Genomic DNA, 23,188 nt, shown 5'->3' with positions numbered 1-23,188 from the left:
CGCTAATTATACTGTACAATCATACAGTATCAAGCCTATTTTTACAGAAAATCATCGAATAGTGTTTGTAGTGCGAAAACAGCCGCTTGCAGCCTTACAGCGTCACGATCACCAGATAAAAGTTGCCTGTGTGCTGCGGCTTGCCCTTCGCGTGTCGCAAAAGCGAACCACACCGTACCCACTGGCTTATCGGCGCTGCCCCCCTCAGGCCCAGCAATACCGCTGATAGCTATCGCAAAGTCGGCGTTGGCGGCTCTCAATGCCCCTTTTGCCATCTCACGCACCACGGCTTCACTTACCGCCCCAAAATTTGCCAAAGTGGTTTCGTCGACACCCAGTAAATCATGTTTTGCCGCATTGCTGTAAGTCACAAAACCACGGTCAAAGTACGCTGAACTGCCTGCGATATCGGTCAGCGCTTTGGCAACCCAGCCACCCGTGCAGGATTCGGCGCAGGTAACCCAGCCCCCCCGCGCTTTCAATTTATCACCGACCGCAATACTGAGCTGACGTAATTGTTTTTCGCTCATTGTTGCCCCCACCGTCATTAAATCTTCGCTGCCGATAGTAGCACTTCTTTAGCTCGGATCGACAACCGCTGTCAGTTATGCGAAACAGTTCGCAGGGTGCAATGAAAAAAAGCACTTTCCCGTACAAAGCTTTACCTCAGGGACTCAGCTGTTAGTATCGAAACAAAGAGATCCAGTTGGCGACATCTGTGGTGCTAGTCATTTTTCCGGGATGATGAACTAAGGACGTGGCAGTGAAAAAAATTCTTAACGCCTTCTTCCCGCTTTATAGCGCAACGGTCTTGATGTTGCTTGGCTCTGGCTTGCTGACGACCTATATCTCGTTACGTTTGACCGCCATCCATGTCTCAGGAGCATTAATCGGGGCAATCATTGCCGCAAACTATATTGGTTTGGTTATCGGCGGTAAGGTCGGCCACTTCCTGATTGCCCGAGTAGGGCATATTCGCGCTTATGTAGCTTGTGCCGGTATTATCACCGCTGCCGTGTTAAGCCATGGACTTACTGAATATATCCCCGCGTGGGTTATTCTACGCTTGATCATTGGCCTCTGCATGATGTGCCAATTCATGGTGCTGGAAAGCTGGCTTAATGATCAGGCCGAGTCCAATCAACGCGGCACAGTGTTTGGTTTTTATATGGCGGCAACCTACGCAGGCATGGCGCTAGGCCAAGTGGTGTTAATGCTCCAACCCGAACTAGGTTTGAGCACCCTGATAATTATTGCGCTATTTTTTGCCCTCTGTCTGGTCCCGGTCGCACTCACCACACGCAGTAACGCCCAGCAGATGTCTCCAGCCCCGATGGAGCTGAAATTCTTTATCCGCTCGATCCCCAAGATACTGGCATCAACCTTAGTCATTGGCATGATTGTTGGCTCGTTTTATGGGCTAGCACCGGTCTATACCAGCCTGCAATCGCTATCAACGCAAGAGACCGGGCTGTTTATGGCGTTATCTATTTTTGCCGGTTTGGTGGCTCAATTGCCACTCAGTTGGTTGTCAGATCGCTATAACCGCACGCTATTGATCCGAATTAACGCGTTATTACTGGCATTAACGGCCCTGCCACTGGCGCTGGTGCCCCATATTTCGTTCCACTTCTTACTGGTTGTGGGCTTTATCGTCAGCATGTTGCAGTTCACACTCTATCCATTAGTGGTGGCGTTGGCGAATGACCTAATTGCCCCTGAGCGACGAGTGTCATTGGCGGCATGTTTGCTGATGTCATTCGGGGTGGGTGCCAGTATCGGGCCACTTGCTGTGGGCGCGCTAATCGCCCCTCTGGGTGGCAATATTCTGTATGCGTTCTTCTCGCTCTGTGGTCTGGGCTTGATAGCACTCAGCAGAACCGTGAAGCAGGATCAAGACGAATTTGTTAATGATGCGCCACTGCCACATATGGCCATACCTGATAGCTTGGTGAGTTCACCGCTGTCTCCAGCCCTAAACCCCAGCTTTGATGAACAGATGATTCACGACATTATGCCGCCGCCCGATCAACCAGAAACTGCCGAAGAGGCAGAAAATAGCCCAACTGCTGGTGCGGATAAAAAGCAAGCATCCGAACCACAATAGAGGCAACGGCCTTCGCTATTATCCTCTGTTCGTCAGGAGGGTTATTGTTGGCACATGACCTTAACAACTGTGGGTATATAGTCTCAGTGGTTATTGAGGCCGAAAAGTGAGAATTCAGTACTGCTTGTTATTTATTCAGCTTTGAATAAAAATACCGACTTAGGTATTTAGCGGGATGGAACCATGTCGAGACAAGATGAGCAACGGTTGTTGGTGAAAATAGCCACGCTGTATTACACCGAGGGCATGAAGCAATCAGAGATTGCCGACAGCCTGCATTTGTCTCAATCTTTCGTATCCCGGGCGATAACTCGTTGCGTCAAGGAGGGCGTGGTTAAAATCAGCGTCATCCAGCCCGCCAATATGTTTATTGGCATCGAGTCACAGATTCAAAAACAGTATGGTATTGACCAAGCCATAGTGGTTGATGTGGCGGATGACGCCAGCCCAGCCCAGTTAAAACAGGCTATTGGCTCCGCTGCTGCCCACTATATGCAAACCAGTATTCGCCCCAATGATATGGTCGGTATCTCCTCATGGAGCAGTACTATCCGTGCGATGGTTGATAATCTTCACCCGCTGAATATCAAAACCAGTGGCGTCATTCAGCTCTTAGGCGGGGTTGGCCCCAACGGTAACGTGCAGGCCACCTTGTTAACTCAAGCCCTAGCAAATATTTTGAATTGCCCGGCCTACTTGCTGCCAGCACAGAGCATTGAGCGCTCCACTGAAGATCGCGCCCGTCTGATCTCCAGTGGCGAAGTGGCCGACGTAGTGAATAAATTTGCTGAAGTTGACCTCGCATTAGTGGGCGTTGGCGATCTGGAGCCGTCACAATTATTGAAAAACTCCGGTAACTACTACCATGAAGAGATGCTGAAGTTACTGGCGGAGCGCGGCGCGGTGGGGGATTTATGTCTGCACTATTTTGATGCCGCCGGTCACGCCGTGCTCAGCGACGAAGAAGATCCGGTGATTGGCATGTCACTGCCACAATTACGTGCTTGTCCACGAGTCGTGGCGCTGGCGGGTGGCGTAGGCAAGAGTGCCGCAATTCGTGGCGCACTGACCGGTCACTATATTGATGTCTTGATTACCGATCGATTAACCGCCGAGACATTACTGTAACCCCAATAGCCGCACCCTCCTTGGTGCGGAATGATTCATCGCAAAGCTCTCGCACTCTGCGTTTTAGTCCCCTACTTCGCATGCCAGTAGCAATCAACCCCCAGATATTTACTGAATGCTTCTTGTAACACTTGAGCTGTGGCTGAATGATTCATCGCCACATGGTGCTCAAAACCGTTGTTACAGATATGCGTGAGTAAACTCTCCAGTTGTGGCACTTCCACCACCGCGCGGCAGCCTACCGTGTCCAGCTCGTCACTGACGGAGCGGCCTTCACCCACATAAGCCCGCACTTGCCCGGTAAAATCATCGGAAGAGAGGCGGAAATAGGTTAATGGCCCAGACTTCATACGGCCATGAACGGCACCACATGTATTCTCACAGCCAACGGTTGTCCCGATAATATCAGCGGTGCCCATAGTTGAGCTTTCCAGACTCTCGCTAGCAAAGTTGCCGCAATGAAATAGCACACATTTATCGCGTTCAGCACCAAAGTTATTATTCCAGTCAGCAATTGATGCCGGAGCCAGCGAGCAACTGGCCAGCGCATACATTGATAGTGCGCCCATCACATCCACTTCACAGGCACTTGGCATCAACTGCCCAGACATCACACTCATAATGGAGCAAACATTAATCCCGAGATTCTGTTGCAGTGAGGTCCAGCACTGCATGGCGGTGGTATCAATATCATTAGCAATGATCCATTCACTGATCACCACAAATAGCTTCGCCATTTTGTGCAGCTTATCCTGCGGGATCGCGCTGGTGTCGCCATTGGCTTTTAATAGCGCCAACTTTTCACCCACGCGAATATCGTTATCACTGAGGTTAGCGACGCGGAAGAACACTTCAGACAAATCGAGGGTTTCAACCGTAATACCCAGATTTTCTAATAATTTTTCGCTGTAGCGCACAGTATTAAAGTTAGTCGGGCGAGCACCAATAGCCCCCACTCGGACGCGTTTCATGGCGTGAACCACGCGGCACAACTGCACAAATTGCTCTACGTCATGACTGAATATGTCGCTGTTCAGGCTGCACACATGCTGTTTGGTCAAAGTGAACGGAATGCCATATTGACGCAGGTTATTACACAGCGAAATTTTACCGCAGAAGCTATCACGACGGGTCGCCAACCCCATTTTGTCCAGCGCATCTTCTTCGGCCTGCACCAGTACCGGCACTTTCAGGCCAGAGAGGCGGATAGCATCCGAGACACTTTTTTCATCGCCAAAGTTAGGCAGAATAACCACTACACCGTGGATCTCTTCGCTGTGCTTGCGAAATAGCTCGGCACACACCTTGGCATCACGCCAGTTTTCGACTCCACCCAGAGGAGTTTGATCTTCATTGAGCATAATGATGTTGATGCCCAATCTATCGAACAGCGCCTGCGCATCACGGCGCGCGTCGGCGACCAGATAGCTGGGGAAGAAGCCCCGGTTGCCGATAATCACCGCGAAAGTTAACTTACGAGGTATTGCTGACATATGCTTACTCCTAGTGTGGGTTATTTCGGCTGAAAACGCGCACGCGCGATGGCCGTTTGCCAGAGGCTATAGTTATCTTGCATCTCCGCACTTTGAGCGCGCGGTTCGATGTACTCCACTTCACGGGGCAGTGCCGCGAGCTGCTGGCTATCCTGCCACCAGCCAAGGGTTTTCCCGCCTAAATAAGCCGCCCCCAGCGCCGATACTTCTGCGGTGTGATTGCGTATCAAGGTGCGTTGCAACAAATCGGCCTGAAATTGCATCAGCCAGTGATTGCTGGTCGCGCCACCATCCACCCGCAGTTGTTCAAGACGATGATGGCCCGCCCGCTCCATGGCAAAAAAGACATCCGCGATTTGGTAAGCGATCGACTCCAATCCTGCCCGAGCCAGCACGGCCGGGGTGGTTGCATCGGTCAGACCGCAAAACAGCCCGCGCGCCTGAGAGTCCCAATAAGGAGCACCTAATCCAGAGAGTGCGGGGACGAAATAGACCCCTTGGTTACCCGCTTGGCTTTGCGCCATTTCGGTCAGACGCGCGAAATCAGTGATGCCCAACATACGCGAAACCCACGCCACACCGGAGCCGGTATGGGTGATGTTGCCTTCGAGGGCATAACGTAATTCGCCGTCATGCCAAGCAATAGTCGTACTCAGGCCGTGGCTCTGTGTCACCGCCTGTTTTACCGTGGTCATCAGGGAGGATCCGGTGCCATAGGTGGCCTTGATTTCACCCGCGCGATCTCCGCCCTGCCCATAGAGTGCGGCATGTGAATCGCCAATTTGCGCCACTATCGGTATGCCTTGCGGCAAGCCAACAATGCCAGTATTTCCGGTGTGTCCGTGAATCGCCGCTGAGGGCAAGACCGCTGGCAGGCAGAGGCTGGGGATACCAAATAGCGCTAGCAGATCAGGGTCCCATTGCCCCGAATGGATATTAAATAGCTGAGTCCGGGCCGCATTGGAGAAATCGGTAGAGAAACTTTGGCCGCCAGTGAGTTGCCAAGTAAGCCAGCAATCAATGGTGCCGACACACAACTCGCCGTGCGCTGCCCGTTCCACGCCCCGTGGAATGTCGGCTAACAGGCCGTGGACTTTGGCGGCGGGGAACAGGGGATCAATTGGCAATCCAGTGCGTTCAGCAATCATTGCCGCTTCTGGCAACTGACTCAGGGTATGGCAGAAAGCCTCCGAGCGCCGACACTGCCAACTGACCACTCGCGTCAGTGGATTGCCAGTTGCCCGCTCCCAAATCAGCACCGATTCACGCTGATTGCTGATCGCCACACCCGCAATCCGTGCGCCAGACAGTTGACTCAGACAACCCTCAATTGCCAGCGAAACCGCCTGCCAAATAGCCAGCGGATCTTGCTCCGCCCAGCCGGGCTTCGGGTGGTCCAACTGTAGTGGCAGCGAAGATTTCGCCAGAATCTGCCCTGCCGTATCCACCGCGATGGCTTTAGCATTGGTGGTGCCTTCATCAATAGCCAAAATAATCGGCGTTAGCATAGTTATGCTCCTCGGTAAAACCGCAGAGCACGAGCCACAATGCCTGCCGTATCAAAGCCATGGTAGGCGCGCATCTCTGCTCTATCAGCCGCAATGGCATAACTGCCATCGGCAATACCGAGCCTTACCAGCGGAATACCACTGCCCGCTTCGGCCAGTACTTCAGCCACCAGACTGCCCACACCACCATTAATATTGTGCTCTTCGATAGTCATCACCCGCTGGCTGTTTTGGAGGATAGCTAAGAGCTGCTGAGTATCACACGGACGAATCGAAGAAACATTGACCACCGCAGCAGAAATGTTGCTGTCCGCCAGCACTGCCGCCGCGCTCACAGCCTCATGCACTGTAGAACCCATCGCGACCAGAGCAATATCCTGCCCTTGCTGTAAAACATCAATTTGACCGGGAACGAACTGGTAGTGCTCATCATGCAGTTGCGGCAGGGATTTTCCGTCGAGACGGATATAGACCGGCCCCTGATGTGCCAGTGCATAATCGATTATCTGGCGGCACTCTTGCGGGTCAGAGGGCGCATAGATTTCGATGTTGCCAAAGCCGCGCAAAATTGAAATATCGTCGATACAGTGGTGGGTACTGGCCAGCGGCCCATAGCTGGCACCTGAATTGAGGCCAAACAGTTTGACGTTGCTGTTGTTGTAGCAAACATCGATTTTAAGCTGTTCGTTGGAGCGTGAAATCAGGAATGGCGCGGCATTACAGGTCACCGCCACTTTACCGCCCATGGATAAGCCCACCGCCGTGCCCACCATCGCTTGCTCGGCAATACCGACATTCACCACCCGATCGGGGAAGCGGGTCATAAACGGCCCGATTTTGGCCGTCGAGGTGGAGTCTGCCACCACAGGCACCAGATCCACGCCGTTATCAACCGCCTTGATAAACTGCTCAACCATCACTGAAGCCAAATGTTCTGCGTTACTCATCATTTAATTCCTCCAGTGCCAGATCAATTTCAGCACCTTTCGGCACCCGGTGGTGCCACTCCACACGCCCTTGAATAAAGGAGATTCCGGCCCCTTTTTCGGTGTTGGCAATCACCACATTGGGTTTGCCGTTTTGTTGCAGCCCTTCGAGAGTTTCCACCACGGATTGCATATCATTGCCACGACATTCCGTGACTTGTAGGCCAAATGCCTGCCACTTATCTGCCAGCGGATCGGTGTTCATAATGGATTTTGTGCTGCCCGCCAGTTGGAGTTTGTTTTTGTCGTTAATGATGATCAGGTTATCTAACTGATAGTGCGCCGCCACCAGCGCGGCCTCCCAGTTACTGCCCTCCGCCAGTTCACCATCCCCCGTCAGGACAAAGACCCGACGTTTGCTGTTGGCGCGTTTTGCCGCCAGCGCAATCCCCACTGCGACCGGCAGGCCGTGGCCCAAGGCCCCAGTATTCAGCTCAATCCCCGGTGTTTTATGTTTTACCGGATGGCCGGGTAGATGGGAGTTTGCGTGCTGGTAAGTCGCCAACCAAGCTTCGGGGAAATAACCGGCCTCAGCCAGACAGCAGTAATAACCGCCCACCGCGTGGCCTTTGGACTGCACGTAGATATCGCGATCAGGATCTGTAATGCGATCCGGTGCGCAATTGAGGAGGCGGAAATAGAGTGCGGTCAGAATCTCTACCTGCGAAAGATCAGCACCGGTATGCCCCCCTGCGGGGCTGTTCGCATTAAGCAGGATGATCCGGCGGCGGATAGCGCGCGCCTTTCTCACCAGCTCATCGACTGACAGTGAATACGGATTCATGACATTACCTCTCTTAAATTTTCATCCGCCAATGAATTTTTACTCATTACCGAATATTTATTCCTGATGACACTAAAAAATAGCTTTCATCAAGCCTGTCCGGAAAACGCCCTCCGGCATGACATCTTCAGTGTTCTGTGGCCCCACAGGTCGCGACATACCCCGTTTGCCCGCAATACGCGCTTCTATCTATTTACTGACTGATTATCTATTTACTGACTGACTCTCTATTCACTTACGAATGTTCTATTCACTCGCTGACTCTATTCACTCACTGATTATTCGCTTTTTAGCTGCTCGACTTTCCCCACTGGCGGCACCGCACTGGATTTTTGTGAGACTATCGCCGCTTTGTGCTGCATCCGGTTTTGCATTTGGTCGATAATGACCGCCACAATGATCACGATGCCTTTGATGACCATTTGCCAGAACTCGCTGACCCCCATCATGACCAGTCCGTCAGCCAAAATGCCGATAACAAATGCGCCAATGAGCGTCCCGAGAATGGTGCCACGCCCCCCCGCCAGAGAGGTTCCGCCCAATACCACAGCGGCAATCGCATTCATCTCAAAGCCGCTGCCATTGGCTGGATGGCTCGCCACTAATTGCGCAGAAACGATGATCCCGGCAATGGCGGCACAGAAACCCGAGATGGTGTAGACCCACACTTTGACCTGCCGAACTTTGACGCCAGACAGCTCTGCGGCCCGTTCGTTATCCCCAATGGCGTAAACATGGCGGCCAAAAGGCAGGCGGCGTGCCACATAAGCAATCACTAACGCCAGAATAAACATGATCCAGATGGCAATCGGCAACCCCAGCAGTGTGCCGGAGCCCAACAGGTCAAAACCGGTATTGCCCAGTTGCGGATTCCCTTGCAGACCGGGGAAAGTTTCGCCGCCAGAGATCAGCATCGCCGCACCGCGTACCACATACATGGTGCCGAGGGTGCAGATAAAGGGCGCGACGTTATAGCGGGTAATGATCCAACCATTGACCGCACCAATTAGTGCTCCGATAACCAACACCACAGGAACCACGACCCAAACACTGGGGAAGATGGCAATGCCAAACATCGGTAAAACAATGCCTTGGGTGATCATCCAGCCGGCAATCATGCCGCACAGCCCCAAGGTCGCTCCAATAGAGAGGTCAATACCCGCCGTGATAATGACAAAAGTGATGCCCAAGGCGAGGAAGGCATTGATCGCAATATGCTTCACCATAATGATCAAGCTACCGGTCGCCAGGAACCCCGGAACCATCACGGAGAAGAAACCAAGAATCAGGAACAGGGCAATAAAGGTGCGCATCTTGAGCAGAAGCAGCAGCATATTTTCCCGTGACCACGACGCTCCACCGGGCTGGTGACTCGCCAACGCAGTGCCAGTTGTTGCTTTCATCATTCAAACCCTTGTGCGCTTGCCGTAACCAATGCCGACTCATTGGCCGACTGGCGCAAGACATTCGCGGTCAGTTTGCCATTCGACATCACCAAAATGCGGTCGGATACCGCCATAATCTCTTTCAGATCCGAGGTGGAGAACAGAATGCCGATCCCCTGCTCAGAAAGTTTCACCATCATTTCAAATACATCGGCTTTTGCGCCGACATCAATCCCCCGCGTAGGCTCATCCAGCAGCAAAATGTTCGGGCTGGTGAGCAGTGAGCGGCCAATCACCACTTTTTGCTGATTGCCGCCACTGAGTGCCTGAATCTCAACTTGCGGCGAAGAGACTTTGATCGACAGGTCGCCAATCACCGACGCCACCACCTGTGACTCACTCTCCTGCCAGATAGCGAAACGATGTTTTAGCCGCCGCCACAAGCTGGAGATCGTCAGGTTATTCGCCACCGATGACACGGGGAAAATACCGGTTTTCTTACGATCTTCCGGCACCAGACTCATGCCCAAACGGATACGTTCTGCGGTGGAGGTTTTGCCACTGATCGCCGTGCCATTGAGCCGGATGGTGCCGAGATAGTTCTGTTGCGTGCCCAACAAGCATTCAAATAGCTCGGTACGCCCCGCGCCCATCAACCCATAGATGCCGACAATCTCCCCCGCCCGCACTTGTAGTGAGACTTGGTTCACCACAGTGTTGCCAGATTCATTGATTAGTGTGACGTTATCCACTTCCATCATTGGTGCGCCGAAAGTCCGGTCGGGATGAAGAAAGCTGGAGACCGGATCACTGCCCAGCATTTCGCGTACAATCCACGGCACATCAATGTCTTTGACGGCCGCTTCGGCCTGAAAACGGCCATCACGTAAAATGGTGATGTAGTCACCAATCGCCATCAACTCTTCCAGCCGATGGGAGATGTAGACGATGGAAACCCCCTGTCGCGTCAGTTCACGAATCACCCGAAACAGAATATCGACTTCGGTTTTGCTCAGCGCCGAGGTCGGTTCATCCAAAATCAAGATGTCTGCCTGTTCTGCCAGCGCCTTGGCAATCTCAATCAATTGCTGCTGGCCCACTTTCAGGTTTGATACCCGTTCTTTCGGCGAGATAGCCTGATCCAGACGCACCATCAATTGTTCGGCGATCAACTCTTGTGCGGCTTGATTAATCGGCTTCAAACCTTGCTGGATCTCGCGCCCCAAAAAGATGTTCTCCGCGACATTGAGGTTTTCCGACAGATTCAACTCCTGATGCACCATGCCAATCCCCAGCGCAGCGGCCTCACGAGTATTGGCGATCGTCACCGACTGCCCGTTGAGGTAGATCTGCCCAGACGTCGGTTGCTGCACCCCCGCCAGAATCTTCATCAGCGTCGATTTGCCCGCGCCATTTTCACCAATGATCACATTCACTTTGCCGCGATAAACGTGATAACTGACGGTATCTAGCGCCAATGTGCCGGGAAAACGCATCGATATATCCTCAGCACGCATGACAATGTCAGGTCTGTGATCCATTAGTGGCTCTCCTTATTCAAACTGAGCGGCACCGCATTGCTCAGGCCCGCCGGGGCTAGTGTCACCGCCGCCAAGACCTCAACTGGCTGACCCACCCAACTGGCGTCGGGTTTTGCCACATCCTGTAAAGCACGTTTGCTGAGCGCCTTAGAGAGCTGGGCGTATTGCACCTGATTTTTAAAATCTTCGAAGCGGATAAAGGTTGATGCATCACGGATGGCATTGCCTTTGACGATTGGCCCCAGTTGCAGTACCTGTTCATCGCCATCGACCGCCAATGTGATCGCCCCCTCCCGCCCTTCTGTGTTTACCGCCACCACTTTGCCGCTGAAGCGGACAAAACGACTTTGGCTATTTTTCCCTGTTGCTGGCTGACCTTGCTGCTGTTTCACTTGTTGCCAACTGAGCGCATTGCTGTTGGCAAACGGCATTACTTTGCTCCCCCAAATAGTGGAGGCGACTTTATCCGAGGGCTGGTTATAGTCACTGATGACCGCATTGGGATCGACGGGCAGAATCGGTTTGCCGTTTTCATCCAAATCCACCACGGTGCAAGCCACCAGCAGCGAGCTGATCACCAACAAACCGCCTGCTTTCGATAGAGCACTGAACCACATACTGCCTCCTGTCAGGAGGGGCCGTGACGCCCCTCATTGCCTTTTGAACGCGCGTTTTAGCAAACCCGCTTATGGGGATTACTCTTTCAGCGCAAAGACATTCAGGTTTTTGGCATTGTTTTCATCAATCAATACGCAGTCCATCAACTGTTTTTCTTCCAGCCCCGTTGAACCGGTTTTCAGGTATTTATCCGCCTGAACAACCGCCATCTGGGCCTGTGCCCAACCTGGCTGAAGGACAGTGGCTTTGATGTTGCCTTTATTGATGATGGAGTCGCGGACATAGTCGCTGCCATCAAAACCCACCACGATCACGTCATTGCGACCTGCGGCTTTCAATGCGGCTTCAGCACCTAATGCCATGGTGTCATTACCGGAGATGACCCCAGTGATATCGGGGTTAGCCTGCAAAATGGACTCCATACGGTTGAAAGCTTCAGTTTGGCTCCAGTTTGCAGTCTGTTGGGCGACCATCTTCATGTCGCTATGTTCGTCGATCACGTCGTGATAACCCTGTGAACGCACATGGGCATTGGTATCGGATTCACGGCCCAGCAATTCAACATATTTGCCTTTGCCGCCCATCAGGGTGACGAATTTCTCTGCGCCCAGTTGTGCACCTTGATAGTTGTTGGAGACGATCTGCGAGACCGCAATTCCAGTTTCATTGATTTCACGATCAATCAGGAAGGTCGGAATCCCAGCGGCTTTGGCTTTTTTCAGTGGCCCGATAGTGGCATCAGAACCGGCATTATCCAGAATGATCGCCTTGGCTTTGCGGGCAATAGCGGTCTCCAGCAGTTGGTTCTGTTTGTTCACATCGTCATCATGAGAGGCCACCAGCACGGTGTATCCCAACTCCGTCGCTTTGGCTTTGGCACCTTCGGCCTCAGCTTTAAAAAAGGGGTTGTCGTGGGAGGGGGTGATAATGGCGATCAGGCCATTGCTGGCGGCACCAGCAACACCCGCCATGGAGATCAATGCTGCGGTAAGACAGGATTTCAGTAGGGTATTTTTCATTATTTTTCTCCGCATTGAATATATATTCACTATTAAATTTATATTCAATCTAATAATACAAACCCCTATCGGCTTGTCCAATATGAGAGCAAGGAAAGTAGAAGCCGGTCACAAATTGGTCGATATGCATGAGAAACTCACGGAGATGAAACATCTCAACATTTAGAATTTAGCGGGGAAAAGCGGGCTGATTGCAGTGATATATCATGGCGGTCGGCCAGTTTCCCACTGTGATGCTGCCAGAGCCATCGATAAGTGCGGAAAATGAGATCCACCCTTTATAACGAGGGTGGGGACGTCGCTTCGCCATCGCAATCTATAGTAAGATCATCATCAAAGTCCCCTTAGGGGATAGATAAAAAATATCGGCTTAGTTTTGCTACTGCTTGTTTCTGTTATCGAACGCTTTCGCTAACTGATGTTGAATGTGAGAAAAATATGTCAAACAAACCGTTCCACTATCAGGATCCCTTCCCACTAAAGGAAGACGATACTGAGTATTACCTTGTCAGTAATAATCACGTCTCGGTTGCCCAGTTTGAAGGTCACGACATTCTAAAAGTCGAGCCAGAAGCCCTGACCCTCCTCGCCCAACATGCTTTCCACGACGCCTCATTCTTGCTTCGCCCCGCTCACCAAAAACAGGTCGCCGCGATTTTGGATGACCCAGAGGCCAGCGAAAACGATAAATACGTGGCCCTGCAATTCCTGCGTAACTCGGAAATCTCCGCAAAAGGGATTTTACCGACCTGTCAGGATACCGGCACTGCGATTATCGTGGGGAAAAAAGGCCAGTGCGTCTGGACCGGCGGTAATGATGCCGAAGCGCTCTCTCGTGGCGTGTATAACACCTTTATCGAAGATAACCTGCGCTACTCGCAAAATGCGGCACTGGATATGTATCGGGAAGTGAACACCGGCACCAACTTGCCGGCGCAGATCGACCTCTACAGCACCGAAGGGGAAGATTATAAATTCCTGTTCGTCACCAAAGGCGGCGGCTCGGCGAACAAAACCTATCTCTATCAGGAGACCAAGGCGCTGCTCTCACCGGGCAAGTTGAAAGAGTATCTGGTGGAGAAAATGCGCACCTTGGGCACCGCGGCCTGCCCGCCCTACCATATCGCGTTTGTTATTGGCGGTACCTCGGCCGAGAGCACCCTGAAAACCGTCAAGTTGGCCTCAACCAAATATTATGATGGCCTGCCAACGGAAGGGAATGAGCACGGGCAAGCATTCCGTGATATCGCACTGGAACAAGAGTTGCTGGAAGCCGCACAAGACTTGGGTTTGGGCGCGCAATTTGGCGGCAAATACTTTGCCCATGATGTGCGTGTCGTCCGTCTGCCACGCCACGGCGCATCTTGTCCTGTCGGCATGGGGGTCTCCTGCTCCGCTGACCGTAATATCAAAGGCAAGATTAACCGCAAGGGTATCTGGTTGGAAAAACTGGAGCAAAATCCGGGGAAATATATCCCAGAGCATCTGCGCCAGAGCAATGAAGGCAAAGTGGTTAAAATCGACCTTAACCGCCCAATGCCGGAAATATTGAAAGAGCTGTCGCAATATCCGGTTTCGACCCGCCTGTCATTGAGCGGCACCATTATTGTTGGTCGCGACATTGCCCATGCCAAATTAAAAGAACGGCTGGATAATGGCGAAGGTTTGCCGCAATACATTAAAGACCATCCGATCTACTACGCGGGGCCAGCGAAAACACCGGAAGGCTATGCGTCAGGATCACTGGGGCCAACCACAGCGGGCCGCATGGACTCCTATGTTGACTTGCTGCAATCCCACGGTGGCAGCATGATCATGCTGGCAAAAGGCAACCGCAGCCAACAGGTCACCGACGCCTGCCACAAACATGGCGGCTTCTATCTGGGCAGTATCGGCGGCCCAGCGGCGGTGTTGGCACAAAACAGCATTAAGAGTCTGGAGTGTGTGGAATATCCTGAACTGGGTATGGAAGCTATTTGGAAGATTGAAGTGGAAGATTTCCCGGCCTTTATTTTGGTTGATGATAAGGGCAATGACTTCTTCCAGCAGATTCAGGCATCAAGATGTAACCGCTGCGGTTAAATTTATCTGCTGATAGAGAGATGATAAAGATATAGGCCCCGATGATTATGTTATCGGGGCTTTTTTATGCCTAGCCTGCACATATGTGCAAGTGCCACCACATCGCGCAAAATAAAAATGTGATCGCAATCCAAAATTTGTCCAGAATAATAACAGCCAACACAAAAAACACGTTTCCATTTATTTAATATAAATCAATCCATTAAATGATTAGGCACATCTGTGCAATATCTCGAATTCATTAGGCTATTTTTCTTGGCTTATTATCGCGGGATATTGGCGGGATTCGTTATTTCATGCTTTTGACTTAAAAAAAGGAAAGTGATTATATCAACTCATAGATAACCTAATGACATCTGCACAAATGTGCAAGAGGCTGAAATGGAAAAGAGCGATGATCTACGCCTGATGGTGAAAATTGCACAAATGTATTACGAGCAAGATTTCACGCAAGCTGAGATAGCGCGGGCGCTGGGAATTTACCGCACCAGTATCAGCCGGATGCTCAAAAAAGTGCGCGAACAAGGCATCGTGACGATTTCAATCAACTACAACTATAACGAGAATTTATTGCTGGAACAGCAGTTGAAATCGCGCTTTAAATTACGTGAGGCAATTGTCGTCTCTTCAGAAGAAGATCAATCGCCAGAGCATCAACTGATATTAATGGCGAAACATTGCTGCGCACTACTGAACCGAATTATTGAAAATGGCGATATTCTGGGGTTCTCTTGGGGCAGCGCTATTGCCACGCTGGTTGAGCAGATGGAGACCTCGCCAGTATCACGCCAATTAACCTGTATCCCAATGGTCGGTGGCCCTTCGGGTAAATTAGAGAGCCGCTATCATGTTAATACGCTGGTTTACAGCGCGGCCATGAAATTAAAAGGCGAATCCCTGCTAATTGATTTCCCCGCCATTCTGGAGAAGAGTGTCATTCGCGACGGTATTGTGCAATCCCAGCATTATCAGGCGATAGCTGATTATTGGCAGCGGCTAGATATCGCCATATTCGGCATTGGTTCACCCAATATTTCCGGCAACTCGACTTGGGGGGCTTTCTACGGCAGTGATGTAATTGACCATTTTAATGATCGTCAAGTTGCCGGAGATATCTGTTCGCGTTTTTATGATTTACAGGGTAACCCCGTTGAAACCTATATTTCGGATAAAACTATTACCATTGAATTAGAGAAAATAAAAAAAGCTCGTTACTCCATTGGCATTGCTCACTCTCATGAAAAAATCAGTGGAATTATTGGGGCCATTAAAGGGAAGTATATTAATAGCTTGGTGACGACGAAAGAGACCGCCGAGGAGATACTCAAGTTCACGGCATAAATCATATTAATAACAGTAATAACATCAATAAAAACTCGAACAATATCGGCGGGGAAAACAGAATGGTAAATGTCATTTTTTGTGCTCATGGCGATTTGGCGGTTTCAATGCTGAATTCCGTCAATATGGTGTATGGCGAAACACAAAATATCACCCCATTACTCTTTAATCGTGGTGAGAATGCCGAAGATTTGGTTAATAAGATGCAGGCGGTCATGGCAAATAATGGCGATGCCCCTTGGCTAATTGCAGTCGATTTACAGGGTGGAAGTCCTTATAACGCCGCCGCGCGTTTGGCCTTTAGTGAAAGTCATATTCAGGTAGTCAGTGGGTTATCACTGCCACTGGCGCTAGAGATTGCCGATAACCAGCACAGCATGGCGGCAGAAGAGCTAACCGACTATTTACTGGAAATTGGTGCGCAGTGCGTGCAGTCATTCCGCCACCAACAGAATATCGTAGAAGAAGAGGCTGACTTTATATGAAAATCAATCTGGCAAGAATTGACGACCGGCTCATTCATGGTCAGGTCACCACGGTATGGGCCAAAGAGGCCAAAGCCGAGCGCATTATTATCTGTAGCGATGAAGTCTATAACGATGAGATTCGCAAAACATTATTAAAACAAGCAGCACCACCGGGCATCAAAGTCAATGTGGTCAATATCGAAAAAGCCGTGGCGGTTTATCACAACCCCAATTATCTCAATGATACTGTTTTTTATCTATTTACTAATCCGACCGATGTTTTGCGATTAGTGGATCAGGGCGTAAAAATTGATGTCATTAATATTGGTGGCATGGCCTTTAAACAAGGGAAAAGGCAATTAACCAAAGCCGTCTCGGTGGATCAGAATGATATTAATGCCTTTTATGCATTAGGTGAACGTGGCGTTCACTTAGATTTGCGGGTAGTCGCCTCCGACCCACAGGTGGATGTGATTAAAAAATTACGCGAGCTGGAGTCAAAATAACGCGAATAAACATAAGAGAAAAAAACATTATTCATGCCTTATTAAAACATTAAAAATCCGATTAATTAACCTGGGCAATGACACTATTTAATGAAACTCCACGGCTCTCTCAGCCATGGGGAAATAGGGGCATATTGCCGAAAGGGGTCCACCATGGAAATAAGCTTAGTACAGATAGTCTTAATCTTTATTTTCGCCTGCGTCGCCGGTATCGGTAGTGTGCTGGATGAATTCCAAACTCACCGCCCCTTAATCGCCTGTACCATTACTGGTCTGATTCTCGGTGATATGACCACCGGGGTTATCCTCGGCGGGACGCTGGAGTTGATCGCCCTCGGCTGGATGAATGTGGGGGCTGCGCAATCCCCCGACTCTGCGCTAGCCAGTATTATCTCAACCATTTTGGTGATTGTCGGCCACCAAAATATTGCCACCGGGATTGCCATCGCCCTGCCCGTGGCAGCAGCAGGTCAAGTACTGACCGTCTTTGCGCGCACCATCACCGTGGTTTTCCAGCACGCGGCAGACCGAGCAGCAGAGAAAGCCAATTTTGCGATGATTGATTTAATGCATGTCTCGGCCCTGCTGGTCCAAGCTCTGCGGGTCGCCGTACCAGTACTGATCGTCTCTATTTTTGTCAGTGCCGACACCGTTAGCCACATGTTAAGTGCCATTCCGACCGTGGTGACTCATGGGTTACAAATCGCGGGTGGATTTATCGTGGTGGTCGGTTATGCCATGGTGCTCAATATGATGGGCGTGAAATACCTGATGCCCTTCTTCTTCCTCGGTTTTATTGTCGGTGGCTACCTCGGTTTCAGTCTGCTCGCGTTCGGTGGCATCGGCCTGATTATTGCCTTGCTCTACATCCAGTTAAATCCGCTTTATCAAAAACCGGCGGCTCCCGCAGCCCAAGCCAATCACGCCAAACTTGATGAATTAGAAGATTAGGAGACGCCGACATGAGCACACCCAGCAAAAAATTAACCCGCTCTGATCTGTTTAAAATGTTCTTACGCAGCAACTTACAGCAAGCCTCTTTTAACTATGAGCGCATCCACGGCCTGGGCTTCTGCTATGACATGGTGCCCGCCATTAAGCGCTTGTATCCGCTGAAAGAAGATCAGATTGCCGCCTTAAAACGTCATTTAGTGTTTTTCAACACCACTCCGGCGGTCTGCGGCCCGGTAATTGGTGTCACCGCCGCCATGGAAGAGGCGCGTGCCAATGGTGCCGACATTGATGAAGGTGCAATCAATAGCTTGAAAGTGGGGCTGATGGGGCCACTGGCCGGGGTCGGCGACCCGCTGATTTGGGGCACTCTGCGCCCCATCACCGCCGCCTTGGGGGCGTCGTTGGCACTGAATGGCAATGTCTTGGGGCCGATTCTGTTCTTCCTGTCGTTTAACTCGGTCCGTCTGGCCCTGAAATGGTTTGGCTTGCAGTACGGCTTCACCAAAGGGGTCAATATCGTGAAAGATCTTGGCGGGAATCTGCTGCAAAAGCTGACCGAAGGCGCATCCATTCTGGGCCTGTTTATCATGGGGGTATTGGTCACTAAATGGACCAGTATCAATGTGCCGCTGGTGATTTCGAAAACGCCGGGACATGACGGCAGCACTGTCACCATGACCGTGCAGAACATTCTGGATCAGCTCTGCCCCGGTCTGTTAGCACTGGCGCTAACCCTATTAATGATGCGTCTGCTTAAGCGCAAAATTAACCCTATCTGGCTTATTTTCTCCCTGTTTGGCCTCGGAATTGTAGGCTCATGGCTTGGCATTCTTTCCTAATTAATGCCGGGGAGTTTTTTTATTCGCTCTGCTGTTTTTATATTTAAATATGATTGAGGTGGTTCCACATGAAAACCAAAGCACTACGTTTATATGGCAAAAATGACCTGCGTCTGGAGAGCTTCACTCTGCCGGAAATAGGTGACGATGAAATTCTGGCCACAGTAGTGACCGACAGTATTTGCCTCTCTTCATGGAAAGAGGCCAATTTGGGCGCTGACCATAAAAAGGTGCCAGATGATGTGGCGGAGAACCCGATTATTATCGGCCATGAGTTTTGCGGCGATATTTTGCAAGTGGGCAAGAAGTGGCAGCATAAATTTAAACCCGGCAGCCGTTATGTGATTCAGGCTAATTTACAATTACCTGACCGCCCCGACTGCCCCGGCTACTCTTTCCCCTATATCGGCGGTGAAGCCACCCATGTGGTGATCCCCAATGAGGTGATGGAGCAAGATTGCCTACTGCCTTATGAAGGTGAGAGCTATTTCGAGGGGTCACTGGTGGAGCCATTATCTTGCGTTATCGGCGCATTTAATGCCAATTACCATCTGGTTCCCGGCACTTATCAACATAAAATGGGGATCAAACCCGGTGGTAATGTGCTCATTCTGGGCGGGACTGGCCCAATGGGATTATTAGCCATTGATTATGCGCTGCATGGGCCGGTAAATCCGACACTATTGGTGGTGACTGATCGCCACCAGCAGAAATTAGATTATGCCGCCCGCCTCTATCCGAGCGAGCCGCAGACTCAAGTGCATTACCTTAATACCCAACACACCGACGACCAGTTCGAGCGTTTAATGGCGCTGACCCAAGGTGCAGGCTATGACGATATATTTGTGTTCGTGCCTTCAGCCGAATTAGTGACCTTGGCGTCTCGTCTGCTCGCCCCCGATGGCTGCTTTAATTTCTTTGCCGGTCCGCAGGATAAGAATTTTATGGCATCGGTTAATTTCTACGATATTCACTATTCGTTTACCCATTATGTCGGTACCTCTGGCGGTAATACCGACGATATGCGCGAAGCAGTGACATTAATTGAAGCGAAAAAAGTAAATGCGGGGAAAGTGGTCTCCCATATTCTGGGACTCAATGATGCTGCGGAAACCACCCTGAATTTGCCGAAAATTATTGGCGGCAAAAAGTTGGTGTATACCGGTAAAAATATCCCGCTAACCTCATTGAGCGAATTAATGAGTCAACCGCAAACATTGCCGCTGTTGCAGGAGCTACAGGCGATTTTGCGCAAAACTGACGGATTATGGTCGAAAGAGGCGGAAGATTTTGTGTTGGCTTACGCCGAAGAGATTTGATGATGCTCATCGCGCCCTAATATAAAACCCAAGGGAGAGGGGCTATCGAGGCACCTCCCCTTTAATCCCTCAAGAGAGACTTTGATCTTCCGGCAGATGCTTCGCCGTTGACTGATCGGTGCTCGCATCATTCTCCACCGCACTCAGCAACACATCCAGCAGACCGGGGAAACGGGCATCAATATCCTCACGTCGCAACGACAATAAACTCTCGCGCCCACAGGGTCGCTGCCAGATAACGCCGCTTTCACGCAACACACGCCAATGGTGTGTCAGGGTCGATTTAGACAGCCCCTGCACCACGGTGCCACATGCCTGTTCGCCCCCCGCGGCCAGCCGACGAACCACCGCTAACCGCAGCGGATTACCTAAAGCCGTCAGCACATTTTCTAACCGTATCTGCTCACGCTCAGGGTGATTTGCAATCATAGTGTTCCTATTAGTCAGTGACAGCCAATGGGCCAAAGCTGCCTGATTCGGCCAGATTCACCGGCCCTTAACGGGCGGCAATATAGCCTATACTCCTTGTCGACCCTACTTTTAATTCTAGCGCAATGATGGAAACGCCCTCTACCATTGCCTCTAGCTATTATTGCACACTTTCAGAACAAATAATTAAATTGTACGTGTATATTCGTACAATGAGATTATACTGATCGCGATCACGTGATTATTGAGAGTCACGTGGCACATAACCCAACAACTTCCCGGCAGAGCATCAAACCGCCCGCCCCGAAATTGCCATTATCTACTAAGGACTTCATATGGCACGTAAAACTCCTATCGAGCGCTATCGCAACATCGGTATCTCAGCCCACATCGACGCCGGTAAAACCACCACCACTGAGCGTATTTTGTTCTACACCGGCGTCAGTCATAAGCTGGGTGAAGTGCATGATGGCGGCGCGACCACCGACTGGATGGCTCAGGAGCAGGAACGTGGCATTACCATTACATCGGCTGCCGTGACCTGCTTCTGGCAAGGGATGGACCATACCTTACCGGAGCACCGTATCAATATTATCGACACCCCTGGGCATGTGGATTTCACCATTGAGGTGGAACGTTCCATGCGGGTACTCGACGGTGCAGTCATGGTGTATGACGCGGTCGGTGGCGTACAGCCGCAATCAGAAACCGTCTGGCGTCAGGCCAATAAATATCGGGTGCCGCGTCTGGCGTTCGTCAACAAAATGGACCGCCCCGGTGCAGATTTCTTCCGCGTGCGGCAGATGATGATTGATCGCCTGAAAGCCAATCCGGTGCCGATTGTGATTCCGATCGGCAGCGAAGATCACTTTACTGGCGTGGTGGATCTGCGGCTAATGCGCGCCATCATCTGGGATGAAGCCTCACAGGGCATGACCTTCAGCTACGAGCCAATCCCGGAAAACTTGCTGGCGACCGCCAATGAGTGGCGCGAGAAGATGGTCTCCGAAGCGGCTGAAGCCTCTGAGGCGCTGATGACGGAGTATCTGGAAACTGGCGACCTGACGGTGGATGAGATCACCCAAGGTCTGCGTATCCGTACCATTGCCGGTGAAATCCAGCCGATGATGTGCGGCAGCGCCTTTAAAAACAAAGGTGTGCAGCGGATGCTGGATGCAGTGGTTGAACTGATGCCTTCGCCAGTGGATATTCCGCCTGTCAGTGGCACCGACGAAGACGGTAACGAAGTGAGCCGTCAGGCCGACGATAATGAAAAGTTCTCGGCGCTGGCGTTCAAACTGATGACTGACCCCTATGTCGGCCAACTGACTTTCGTGCGCGTCTATTCTGGTGTACTGCGCAAAGGCGACAGTGTTTACAACCCAATTCGCGGTAAGAAAGAGCGCATTGGCCGTATCGTCCAGATGCATGCCAATAACCGGATTGAGGTGGACGAAATACGTGCGGGGGATATCGCCGCCTGTGTTGGCTTGAAGGATGTCACCACCGGGGAGACCCTGTGTGACCCGGATGCGGTGATTACGCTGGTGCGGATGGAGTTCCCTGAACCGGTAATTTCGCAGGCGATTGAGCCGAAGACCAAAGCGGACCAGGAGAAAATGGGCATTGCGTTGCAACGGCTGGCGTCGGAAGATCCATCGTTCCGCATTCGCACGGATGAAGAGTCCGGCCAGACCATTATCTCCGGCATGGGTGAGTTGCATCTGGAGATCATTGTTGACCGCATGAAGCGCGAGTTTGGCGTGGAAGCCAATATCGGTAAGCCGCAGGTGACTTACCGTGAGACGGTGCGCAAAACCGTGACTGATGTTGAGGGCAAATTTGTGCGCCAGTCCGGTGGCAAAGGGCAATATGGTCACGTGGTCTTTACCCTTGAGCCACAGCCTGCGGGCAGCGGCTTTGCCTTTGTCGATGCCACCAAAGGCGGCGTGGTTCCCCGTGAGTTTATCGGGGCGGTAGAAAAAGGCGTGCTCGAAGCCACCAATACCGGGGTATTAGCCGGTTATCCGGTGGTGGATGTGAAAGTGACCCTGACATTCGGTTCCTATCACGAGGTCGATTCATCCGAGCTGGCGTTTAAAATGGCGGCGATCTTTGGTTTCAAAGAGGCTGTCAAACGGGCATCACCGGTGATTCTGGAGCCAATCATGAGTGTCGAGGTGGAAACTCCGGAGGAGTACGCCGGTAATGTGATGGGCGATCTCTCTTCACGCCGTGGGATGGTGCAGGGTATGGAGGAGATGATTGGCGGCGGGAAGATTATCCGCGCAGAAGTGCCGCTCTCCGAAATGTTCGGCTACTCCACCGTGTTGCGCTCGATGTCACAAGGCCGTGCCACCTACTCGATGGAGTTCAAGCACTACGCCGAAGCACCACGCAATGTTGCCGATGCAATTATTGCGGCACGAGGCACCAGAAGCTAACCGCCGCAGTTAAGCTACAAACCCAGCCGCCATTGGAACCCCTCCATTGGCGGCTTTTTATTGGCTGCGGCACGAAAGATGACGAGACTGATATTGTTGACAAAGTGCCAGCGACGGAGAGAACAGGCGGCGCAAAAGATGACGGATCACTTGATTCTCCTATAGCTTTCGGGGTACAGGAAGGCGGCAAGTGAGGGCATCCCGATGAGCTGACACAAGTCAGTGATTCGGGTGCTCG

Annotated in this window: 20 protein-coding genes; 10 read left to right on the top strand and 10 right to left on the bottom strand. The window is 51.4% G+C overall.

All coding sequences use genetic code 11. The annotated features are described in order from the left end of the window. Positions 1–41: 41 nt before the first annotated feature. On the bottom strand, positions 42–530 hold the full coding sequence (gene pncC / locus HRD69_RS09960) for a nicotinamide-nucleotide amidase (RefSeq protein WP_032815139.1): 489 nt from the start codon (positions 528–530) through the stop codon (positions 42–44). A gap of 233 nt (positions 531–763) precedes the next feature. Here pncC and HRD69_RS09955 point away from each other — a divergent pair, with 233 nt between their 5' ends. Together HRD69_RS09955 and HRD69_RS09950 are read left to right on the top strand one after the other, a co-directional pair. After that, positions 764–2,107 carry an MFS transporter gene (locus HRD69_RS09955; RefSeq protein ID WP_032815140.1) on the top strand — a complete coding sequence of 448 codons (1,344 nt, stop codon included), beginning with the start codon at positions 764–766 and terminating at the stop codon, positions 2,105–2,107. 183 nt (positions 2,108–2,290) lie between these two features. Then, positions 2,291–3,235: a sugar-binding transcriptional regulator gene (locus HRD69_RS09950; RefSeq protein WP_004876459.1), complete on the top strand. Its 945-nt coding sequence runs from the start codon at positions 2,291–2,293 to the stop codon at positions 3,233–3,235. 71 nt (positions 3,236–3,306) lie between these two features. Here HRD69_RS09950 and HRD69_RS09945 read toward each other — a convergent pair whose 3' ends face one another. The 8 genes from HRD69_RS09945 to HRD69_RS09910 form a co-directional block, all read right to left on the bottom strand. Continuing rightward, positions 3,307–4,728, bottom strand: a complete 1,422-nt coding sequence (locus HRD69_RS09945) for an L-fucose/L-arabinose isomerase family protein (protein ID WP_004876461.1) — start codon at positions 4,726–4,728, stop codon at positions 3,307–3,309. Positions 4,729–4,748: 20 nt separating this feature from the next. After that, positions 4,749–6,236, bottom strand: coding sequence for an FGGY family carbohydrate kinase (locus HRD69_RS09940; protein WP_004876462.1), 1,488 nt, complete (start codon positions 6,234–6,236; stop codon positions 4,749–4,751). 2 nt (positions 6,237–6,238) lie between these two features. After that, positions 6,239–7,183: a transketolase family protein gene (locus HRD69_RS09935; RefSeq protein ID WP_032815156.1), complete on the bottom strand. Its 945-nt coding sequence runs from the start codon at positions 7,181–7,183 to the stop codon at positions 6,239–6,241. Next, positions 7,176–8,006 carry a transketolase gene (locus HRD69_RS09930; protein WP_004876466.1) on the bottom strand — a complete coding sequence of 277 codons (831 nt, stop codon included), beginning with the start codon at positions 8,004–8,006 and terminating at the stop codon, positions 7,176–7,178. Before HRD69_RS09930 ends, HRD69_RS09935 begins: the two co-directional genes overlap by 8 nt. Before the next feature lie 278 nt (positions 8,007–8,284). Further along, positions 8,285–9,409 (bottom strand): ABC transporter permease, encoded by a 1,125-nt coding sequence (locus HRD69_RS09925; protein WP_032815141.1) that lies wholly within the window; start codon positions 9,407–9,409, stop codon positions 8,285–8,287. Next, a complete protein-coding gene (locus HRD69_RS09920) occupies positions 9,409–10,932 on the bottom strand; it encodes a sugar ABC transporter ATP-binding protein (protein WP_032815142.1) in 1,524 nt (507 codons plus the stop codon). The genes HRD69_RS09925 and HRD69_RS09920 overlap by 1 nt, the downstream gene beginning before the upstream one ends. Beyond that, on the bottom strand, positions 10,932–11,549 hold the full coding sequence (locus tag HRD69_RS09915) for a DUF2291 family protein (RefSeq protein WP_004876470.1): 618 nt from the start codon (positions 11,547–11,549) through the stop codon (positions 10,932–10,934). Before HRD69_RS09915 ends, HRD69_RS09920 begins: the two co-directional genes overlap by 1 nt. 78 nt (positions 11,550–11,627) lie before the next feature. Beyond that, complete coding sequence (locus HRD69_RS09910; protein ID WP_032815143.1) at positions 11,628–12,569, bottom strand: D-ribose ABC transporter substrate-binding protein; 942 nt, start codon at positions 12,567–12,569, stop codon at positions 11,628–11,630. 438 nt (positions 12,570–13,007) lie between these two features. On the opposite strand from HRD69_RS09910, the gene fumA reads away from it, so the two are divergent. From fumA to HRD69_RS09875, 7 genes are all read left to right on the top strand, one after another. Then, positions 13,008–14,651, top strand: coding sequence for a class I fumarate hydratase FumA (gene fumA, locus HRD69_RS09905; RefSeq protein ID WP_004876474.1), 1,644 nt, complete (start codon positions 13,008–13,010; stop codon positions 14,649–14,651). Between the two features lie 381 nt (positions 14,652–15,032). Then, positions 15,033–15,992: a sugar-binding transcriptional regulator gene (locus tag HRD69_RS09900; RefSeq protein WP_032815144.1), complete on the top strand. Its 960-nt coding sequence runs from the start codon at positions 15,033–15,035 to the stop codon at positions 15,990–15,992. A 62-nt stretch (positions 15,993–16,054) separates the two neighbouring features. Then, on the top strand, positions 16,055–16,477 hold the full coding sequence (locus HRD69_RS09895; protein ID WP_004876479.1) for a mannose/fructose/sorbose PTS transporter subunit IIA: 423 nt from the start codon (positions 16,055–16,057) through the stop codon (positions 16,475–16,477). Beyond that, positions 16,474–16,965, top strand: coding sequence for a mannose/fructose/sorbose PTS transporter subunit IIB (locus HRD69_RS09890; RefSeq protein WP_032815145.1), 492 nt, complete (start codon positions 16,474–16,476; stop codon positions 16,963–16,965). Before HRD69_RS09895 ends, HRD69_RS09890 begins: the two co-directional genes overlap by 4 nt. 153 nt (positions 16,966–17,118) lie before the next feature. Further along, positions 17,119–17,916, top strand: a complete 798-nt coding sequence (locus HRD69_RS09885) for a PTS mannose/fructose/sorbose transporter subunit IIC (RefSeq protein WP_004876484.1) — start codon at positions 17,119–17,121, stop codon at positions 17,914–17,916. Between the two features lie 11 nt (positions 17,917–17,927). Then, the gene (locus tag HRD69_RS09880; protein WP_004876486.1) at positions 17,928–18,758 is read left to right on the top strand and encodes a PTS system mannose/fructose/sorbose family transporter subunit IID; all 831 of its coding nucleotides are present in this window, start codon (positions 17,928–17,930) and stop codon (positions 18,756–18,758) included. A 68-nt stretch (positions 18,759–18,826) separates the two neighbouring features. Next, complete coding sequence (locus HRD69_RS09875; RefSeq protein WP_004876488.1) at positions 18,827–20,077, top strand: zinc-binding dehydrogenase; 1,251 nt, start codon at positions 18,827–18,829, stop codon at positions 20,075–20,077. Positions 20,078–20,146: 69 nt separating this feature from the next. On the opposite strand, the gene HRD69_RS09870 is transcribed toward HRD69_RS09875, so the two are convergent. After that, the gene (locus HRD69_RS09870; RefSeq protein WP_004876489.1) at positions 20,147–20,506 is read right to left on the bottom strand and encodes an ArsR/SmtB family transcription factor; all 360 of its coding nucleotides are present in this window, start codon (positions 20,504–20,506) and stop codon (positions 20,147–20,149) included. A gap of 335 nt (positions 20,507–20,841) precedes the next feature. On the opposite strand from HRD69_RS09870, the gene fusA reads away from it, so the two are divergent. Next, positions 20,842–22,950, top strand: coding sequence for an elongation factor G (gene fusA / locus HRD69_RS09865; RefSeq protein ID WP_004876491.1), 2,109 nt, complete (start codon positions 20,842–20,844; stop codon positions 22,948–22,950). The last annotated feature ends 238 nt before the right edge of the window (positions 22,951–23,188 follow it).

Origin of the sequence: Yersinia mollaretii ATCC 43969 (assembly GCF_013282725.1) — a bacterium.
Classification (GTDB): Bacteria; Pseudomonadota; Gammaproteobacteria; order Enterobacterales; family Enterobacteriaceae; genus Yersinia; species Yersinia mollaretii.
Note: the sequence above shows the minus strand (reverse complement) of the source record. Positions and strands in the feature narration are given on the sequence as shown.

Coding starts and splice junctions, on each gene's coding strand:
- HRD69_RS09910 (WP_032815143.1), bottom strand. CDS start 12,569: ATGAAAAATACCCTACTGAAATCCTGTCTTACCGCAGCATTGATCTCC.
- pncC (WP_032815139.1), bottom strand. CDS start 530: ATGAGCGAAAAACAATTACGTCAGCTCAGTATTGCGGTCGGTGATAAA.
- fusA (WP_004876491.1), top strand. CDS start 20,842: ATGGCACGTAAAACTCCTATCGAGCGCTATCGCAACATCGGTATCTCA.
- HRD69_RS09935 (WP_032815156.1), bottom strand. CDS start 7,183: ATGAGTAACGCAGAACATTTGGCTTCAGTGATGGTTGAGCAGTTTATC.
- HRD69_RS09885 (WP_004876484.1), top strand. CDS start 17,119: ATGGAAATAAGCTTAGTACAGATAGTCTTAATCTTTATTTTCGCCTGC.
- HRD69_RS09890 (WP_032815145.1), top strand. CDS start 16,474: ATGAAAATCAATCTGGCAAGAATTGACGACCGGCTCATTCATGGTCAG.
- HRD69_RS09880 (WP_004876486.1), top strand. CDS start 17,928: ATGAGCACACCCAGCAAAAAATTAACCCGCTCTGATCTGTTTAAAATG.
- HRD69_RS09895 (WP_004876479.1), top strand. CDS start 16,055: ATGGTAAATGTCATTTTTTGTGCTCATGGCGATTTGGCGGTTTCAATG.
- HRD69_RS09915 (WP_004876470.1), bottom strand. CDS start 11,549: ATGTGGTTCAGTGCTCTATCGAAAGCAGGCGGTTTGTTGGTGATCAGC.
- HRD69_RS09920 (WP_032815142.1), bottom strand. CDS start 10,932: ATGGATCACAGACCTGACATTGTCATGCGTGCTGAGGATATATCGATG.
- HRD69_RS09925 (WP_032815141.1), bottom strand. CDS start 9,409: ATGAAAGCAACAACTGGCACTGCGTTGGCGAGTCACCAGCCCGGTGGA.
- HRD69_RS09875 (WP_004876488.1), top strand. CDS start 18,827: ATGAAAACCAAAGCACTACGTTTATATGGCAAAAATGACCTGCGTCTG.
- HRD69_RS09940 (WP_004876462.1), bottom strand. CDS start 6,236: ATGCTAACGCCGATTATTTTGGCTATTGATGAAGGCACCACCAATGCT.
- HRD69_RS09945 (WP_004876461.1), bottom strand. CDS start 4,728: ATGTCAGCAATACCTCGTAAGTTAACTTTCGCGGTGATTATCGGCAAC.
- HRD69_RS09870 (WP_004876489.1), bottom strand. CDS start 20,506: ATGATTGCAAATCACCCTGAGCGTGAGCAGATACGGTTAGAAAATGTG.
- HRD69_RS09930 (WP_004876466.1), bottom strand. CDS start 8,006: ATGAATCCGTATTCACTGTCAGTCGATGAGCTGGTGAGAAAGGCGCGC.
- fumA (WP_004876474.1), top strand. CDS start 13,008: ATGTCAAACAAACCGTTCCACTATCAGGATCCCTTCCCACTAAAGGAA.
- HRD69_RS09950 (WP_004876459.1), top strand. CDS start 2,291: ATGTCGAGACAAGATGAGCAACGGTTGTTGGTGAAAATAGCCACGCTG.
- HRD69_RS09900 (WP_032815144.1), top strand. CDS start 15,033: ATGGAAAAGAGCGATGATCTACGCCTGATGGTGAAAATTGCACAAATG.